General features: G+C 67.6%; 5 protein-coding genes, 1 pseudogene and 1 riboswitch. Of the genes and pseudogenes, 3 read left to right on the top strand and 3 right to left on the bottom strand.

The genetic code is table 11. The annotated features are described in order from the left end of the window. Positions 1-432 (bottom strand): annotated as a pseudogene (locus tag WAW85_RS13465) (hypothetical protein); the annotation flags it as partial. A gap of 173 nt (positions 433-605) precedes the next feature. Here WAW85_RS13465 and WAW85_RS13460 point away from each other — a divergent pair. From WAW85_RS13460 to thiD, 3 genes are all read left to right on the top strand, one after another. Then, on the top strand, positions 606-974 hold the full coding sequence (locus tag WAW85_RS13460; protein ID WP_422560114.1) for a GNAT family N-acetyltransferase: 369 nt from the start codon (positions 606-608) through the stop codon (positions 972-974). 28 nt (positions 975-1,002) lie between these two features. Then, positions 1,003-1,115: riboswitch (TPP riboswitch) on the top strand. Continuing rightward, complete coding sequence (gene thiC, locus WAW85_RS13455; RefSeq protein ID WP_422560113.1) at positions 1,106-2,674, top strand: phosphomethylpyrimidine synthase ThiC; 1,569 nt, start codon at positions 1,106-1,108, stop codon at positions 2,672-2,674. It overlaps the preceding riboswitch by 10 nt. Then, the gene (gene thiD, locus WAW85_RS13450) at positions 2,675-3,532 is read left to right on the top strand and encodes a bifunctional hydroxymethylpyrimidine kinase/phosphomethylpyrimidine kinase (protein WP_422560112.1); all 858 of its coding nucleotides are present in this window, start codon (positions 2,675-2,677) and stop codon (positions 3,530-3,532) included. Here thiD and WAW85_RS13445 read toward each other — a convergent pair. Beyond that, the gene (locus tag WAW85_RS13445) at positions 3,529-4,527 is read right to left on the bottom strand and encodes a helix-turn-helix transcriptional regulator (RefSeq protein ID WP_422560111.1); all 999 of its coding nucleotides are present in this window, start codon (positions 4,525-4,527) and stop codon (positions 3,529-3,531) included. The two genes, thiD and WAW85_RS13445, sit on opposite strands and share 4 nt — an antisense overlap. Next, on the bottom strand, positions 4,508-5,209 hold the full coding sequence (locus tag WAW85_RS13440) for a hypothetical protein (protein ID WP_422560110.1): 702 nt from the start codon (positions 5,207-5,209) through the stop codon (positions 4,508-4,510). Before WAW85_RS13440 ends, WAW85_RS13445 begins: the two co-directional genes overlap by 20 nt. Positions 5,210-5,293 lie beyond the last annotated feature (84 nt).

Here is a 5,293-nt window from a genome sequence, read left to right as displayed (position 1 = left end):
GGCCGGAGCTGCGGCCGCCGGGGCCAGGGTGGCCGCACCCAGGTTCACCACCTGAGGCACTGCGGCAACCGCGCGGTTACTCGCGGCCGCATCCGACAGCAGCAGGCCCACCATCGCAATTGCCAAGACCAGTGCGGAAACGATGCCCGCAATACCGGCAGCCAGCGCCACCGTCGGCCAGTTGACGCGGTCGCGGCCACGGGCCGAGCCGTCGGCATCGGCGATCGGCGCGGAGTACTCGTCGTCGAGCCCGGCATCGTCCGGGTAAGCGTCGTACGTCGCGACGTCGCTGTATGCCTCGGTGTTGACCACCACAGTGTCCGCGTCGTCCCGTGCACTCTCGATCACATAGTCGCCGGGGTCAACGACGTAGTCGCCGGGCTCGGTCGCGCGGTCCTCGGCCGACGAATCAGCCTCATTTTCTCCCTGCATGGTTGCCATTGAAACAGCCGAAGATAGGTAAGTCTAGCCTGACTTAGAACACGGCGGGTGACGTCACGCGGCGAGAAAGACGCCCGCCCGTGATACTGCTGTGACAGGAGGGTCTTGTGTGAACCCGGAGCACGCGCTATACCTGATGTGACGTAACTCACAGGAGGCACCGAATGCACCGCAAACACCGCCGCGTCCGCCCACCGCAGGCTGCTCGAGAGATCCTGCAGCAGATCTCCGAGGTGGTACACAACCCGGTCCGGGAGCGCTTCGAACTCTGGGTGGCTGGCGACCTGGTCGGAGTGCTCGGCTACCGCTACAACGACGATGCGCGCGCTACCGACCCGCACGTCACCATCCTGCACACCGTCCTCTACGACGAGTACAGCGGTCACGGCCTGGCCACCCGGCTGAGCGCCACGGCCGTCGACCACCTCCACCGGCAAGGCCTGCACATCACCGCGCTGTGTAGCTTCACCCGACACTATCTGCAAGCGCATCCCGCGCTGCGCACCCCGGCGCCCTACCGGACCGCCTCCTAGTCGAGAAGCGCGCTAAGCTGCTCACGACAACTGCACACACGGGGGCTCTCGCGATCCGAGGGCTGAGAGGGCGACTGGCGGTCGCCGACCGTATGAACCTGTCCGGATAATGCCGGCGTAGGGAGAAATACATGAGCACCGCTGTGCCGACGACCGTCACCCGCGGCCCCATCGCGGGCAGCAGCAAACGCTACGTCGAGGTCGATCGGCTGCGCATCCCCCAGCGCCGCGTCCACCTGACCAACGGCGACCACCTCGACCTGTACGACACCTCCGGCCCATACACCGACGACGCCGCCGTCATCGACCTCGAGCGGGGCCTGCCGAAGACCCGCGCGGCCTGGTCGCACCCCGCGCCGATCGACGGCGCCACCACCCAACTCGCGTGGGCCCGCGCCGGGATCATCACCGACGAAATGCGCTTCATCGCCACGCGCGAGGGCTGCGATGCCGAACTGGTCCGCAGCGAGGTGGCCGCCGGGCGCGCGGTGATCCCGGCAAACCACCAGCATCCGGAGATCGAGCCGATGATCATCGGCAAGGCCTTCACCGTGAAGATCAACGCCAATATCGGGAACTCGGCGGTGACATCGTCGATCGCCGAAGAGGTGGAGAAGATGGTGTGGGCCACGCGCTGGGGCGCCGACACCATCATGGATTTGTCCACCGGCAAAGACATCCACGCCACTCGCGAGTGGATCATGCGGAACTCGCCGGTGCCGATCGGTACCGTGCCGATCTACCAGGCGTTGGAAAAGGTCAACGGCGATCCGGCGGCGCTCACCTGGGAGCTCTACCGGGACACCGTGATCGAACAGGCCGAGCAAGGCGTCGACTACATGACCGTGCACGCTGGCGTGCTGTGGCGCTACGTTCCGCTGACCGCCAAGCGCGTCACCGGCATCGTCTCGCGCGGCGGCTCGATCATGGCGGCCTGGTGCCTGGCGCACCGCACCGAATCGTTCCTATACACCCACTTCGACGAACTCTGCGAGATCTTCGCCCGGTACGACATCACCTTCTCCCTGGGCGACGGCCTGCGGCCCGGATCGATCGCCGACGCCAACGACGAGGCGCAGTTCGCCGAGCTCGCCACGCTCGGCGAACTGACCAAGGTCGCCAAAAGCCACGGCGTGCAAGTGATGATTGAGGGCCCCGGCCACGTGCCGATGCACAAGATCGTCGAGAACGTGCGACTGGAAGAGGAACTCTGCGAGGAGGCACCGTTCTATACGCTCGGCCCGCTCGCCACCGATATCGCGCCCGCCTACGACCACATCACCTCGGCGATCGGCGCGGCGATGATCGCCCAGGCTGGCACCGCGATGCTCTGCTATGTCACCCCGAAAGAGCACCTCGGCCTACCCAATCGGGACGATGTGAAGGTCGGTGTCATCACCTACAAGATCGCCGCGCACGCCGCCGATCTCGCCAAGGGCCACCCGCGGGCTCAGCAGCGCGACGATGCGCTGAGTAAGGCCCGCTTCGAGTTCCGCTGGGACGACCAGTTCAACCTGTCGCTGGACCCCGACACCGCCCGCGAGTTCCACGACGAAACCCTGCCCGCTGAACCAGCCAAGACAGCACACTTCTGCTCCATGTGCGGACCGAAGTTCTGCTCCATGCGGATCTCGGCTGACGTTCGCGCCTATGCCGAGCGCAACCCCGATTCGGTCAACCTGCCCCTGGAAGTCCGCTAAATGCTGCCCCCACCGGCACCCGCCGGAACCCCGCGGCGCGTGCTGACCGTCGCGGGTTCGGACTCGGGCGGCGGTGCCGGACTCCAAGCCGATCTGCGCACTTTTGCCCTGCTCGGCGTGCACGGCTGCACCGCGGTCACCGCCGTCACCGTCCAGAACTCGCTGGGCGTCACCGGCATCGCGGAGATCCCCCCGGAGACCGTGGCCGCGCAGATCGTTTCGGTTGCCGGCGACATCGGGGTGGACGCGGTGAAGACCGGCATGCTGGCTTCGACTCCCATCATCGAGGCGGCCGCCGCCGCCTTCGACGAGGCACATATCGGCGCCGCTGGCGGTGTACCCCTGGTGGTCGACCCGGTGTGCGCGTCCATGCACGGCGACCCACTGCTCGCCGTCGACGCCCGCGACACCCTGGTGGAGGTGCTCTTTCCGCGCGCCACCCTGGTGACCCCGAACCTCGACGAAGTGCGCCTGCTGACCGGCATCGACGTTGTCGATCCGGCGACGCAGCAGGCGGCGGCACGGGCGCTGCACGAGATGGGCGCACGCTGGGCACTGGTCAAAGGCGGCCACCTGCGCGGTTCCGAGCGCAGCCCCGATCTCCTCTTCGATGGCAGCACGTTTGCGCAGTTCGATGCCCCGCGGGTGGATACCCCGCACGACCACGGGGCCGGCGACACCCTCGCCGCGGCGGTCGCCGCGGCCCTGGCCCACGGGCTGTCGGTACCCGCGGCGGTTCAGTTCGCTAAGGACTGGGTTACGCGGTGCTTGACCGCCGCCTATCCGCTCGGCGCCGGGCACGGTCCGGTCAGCCCGCTGTGGCGGCTGTCCGCACCGGAGCTGACCGGCTCGCCCTAGCGCCCCCGCTGCTCCAGGACCCGATAGTCGCTCGGGCTGAGGCCGACGATCGCCCGAAACCGGCTGCGGAAGGTGTCCACGGACGCGAACCCACAGCGGTCGGCGACCGCACCCACCGAAAGATGCGGCGACCTCCGCATCGTCGCCTTGGCCGCCTCGACGCGCCGCTCAGCGATGAGGCCGGCCAGGGACTGGTCGGCACCTTCGAAGGCCCGATAGAGGTGACGCCGCGAGACATAGAGTTCCGCGGCAATCGACTCGACGTCGAACTGCGGCTCGGAATAGTTGCGCTCAATAGCCGCCAAGGCCGCCTCCCGCAGCAGCACCGGGCTGTCGCCGATCAGCGCCGTCGATCCGGCCAGACCGCCGAGCGCGTTGATGATGACTTCGACCGCGGCGAGTTCGTCGTCGGCATCGGTGTGACTACTCGCCTCCCGGACCGCCCGGTTCGCGGCGAAGCGCGCCACGAAGGCGGCGGTCGCCCGCGCCAGCACCGTACCGACAAAGAGCGGAGCCACCTCGAACGTTTCGGTGAGCACCCGCCGTCTACCGAGCAGGTTGGCCGGGAGGATCAGTTCAGCCAGTTCCAGCGGGGTCATCGAGCCGCGCAACGGCGTATCACCGTATTTGGCGATGAACAGCGGCGGATCCTCAACGTTGAGCAGGGTGCTGACCACCAGATCGTCGCCATCCGCCCAGCCCGGACGGTCGCGGGCGGCTCGTTCGTCCCATACTGCCGTCACCGGGGTACGCAGGCTGCACACCGCCTGCCCTGTCTCCACGAGTGGACTGACGTACATGTAGCACTCGAAGTCGTCGGGGATGGTGCGCGCAGCCTGGTCGAATCCGTAGACGACGCGTCCGGCCGCCGCATCGATTCGGAACGTGGGTTCCACCGCCGGATCTCCGCCGAGCGCGCGCAGTCGCTCTTTCCACGCGGCGACCCGCTGCTCGCCCAGTCCGCCCGGACTCGCCTCAGGCAGCGTCCGCGACATCGGCGGAGTTCCAGGGGAGTGACGGCAGCGCGATGGCCGAGGCGACCAGGAAGCAGAGCGCGCCGATGAAGGTGCCCCAGTTGCTCATCGCGGCGTCGACCGTGCTGCCGGAGCTGTTGATGAATCCGCCGACGGCAGCCACACCGAAGGCGATACAGCCGAGGAAGTTGACCTGCCCGGCCCAGAAGTCGACCTTGCGCGGCGAGAAGAAGTCGTTCCCCGAGCGCACAAAGGCAAGGAGCACGAAACCACCACTCAGCAAGAAGGCCACCGAACCGCCCGCATCCGGGTTCCAGACCAGATGCTGCTCGCCCTTGATGGTATTGGGCGCGAGCGCGGCAGTCGTACTGACGTTGAAAAGTAGCGTGCCGAAGAACTGCACAGAGGCCGCCAGCCACTCCGCGCGGAACATCTTGCCCGGGGCGAAGTCGACGGGCACCGTGACCGAACCGCTGCGTACCAGCTGGATCAGGGCCGCGGCGGTAAAGAACCAGGCGCCGAAGAAGTAGCAGAGGTTCGCCGAGAGCGCCCCGGCCGCACTGGCGAAGCCGGGGGCCGATCCGATGGCGAACAGCGCCGAACCGATGATGAAGGACCAACACTGCTTATTCAGCGTGGGCACCAGCAGTCGGTCCCGATGCGCCGGACCGGACGGCGGGGGCGTCGTCGTATCGACGGCCATCAATATGCTCCTCTTCCTGGCGGACACGCCCCTCTCGGGCGCGGGGGCTCCACCGTGTGCGCTCGGTGCCGGGCATCCCGGCAC

The sequence above is a fragment of the Gordonia sp. (in: high G+C Gram-positive bacteria) genome, from assembly GCF_049299075.1.
GTDB lineage: Bacteria > Actinomycetota > Actinomycetes > Mycobacteriales > Mycobacteriaceae > Gordonia.
This window is presented reverse-complemented; position numbering and strand designations above follow the sequence as displayed.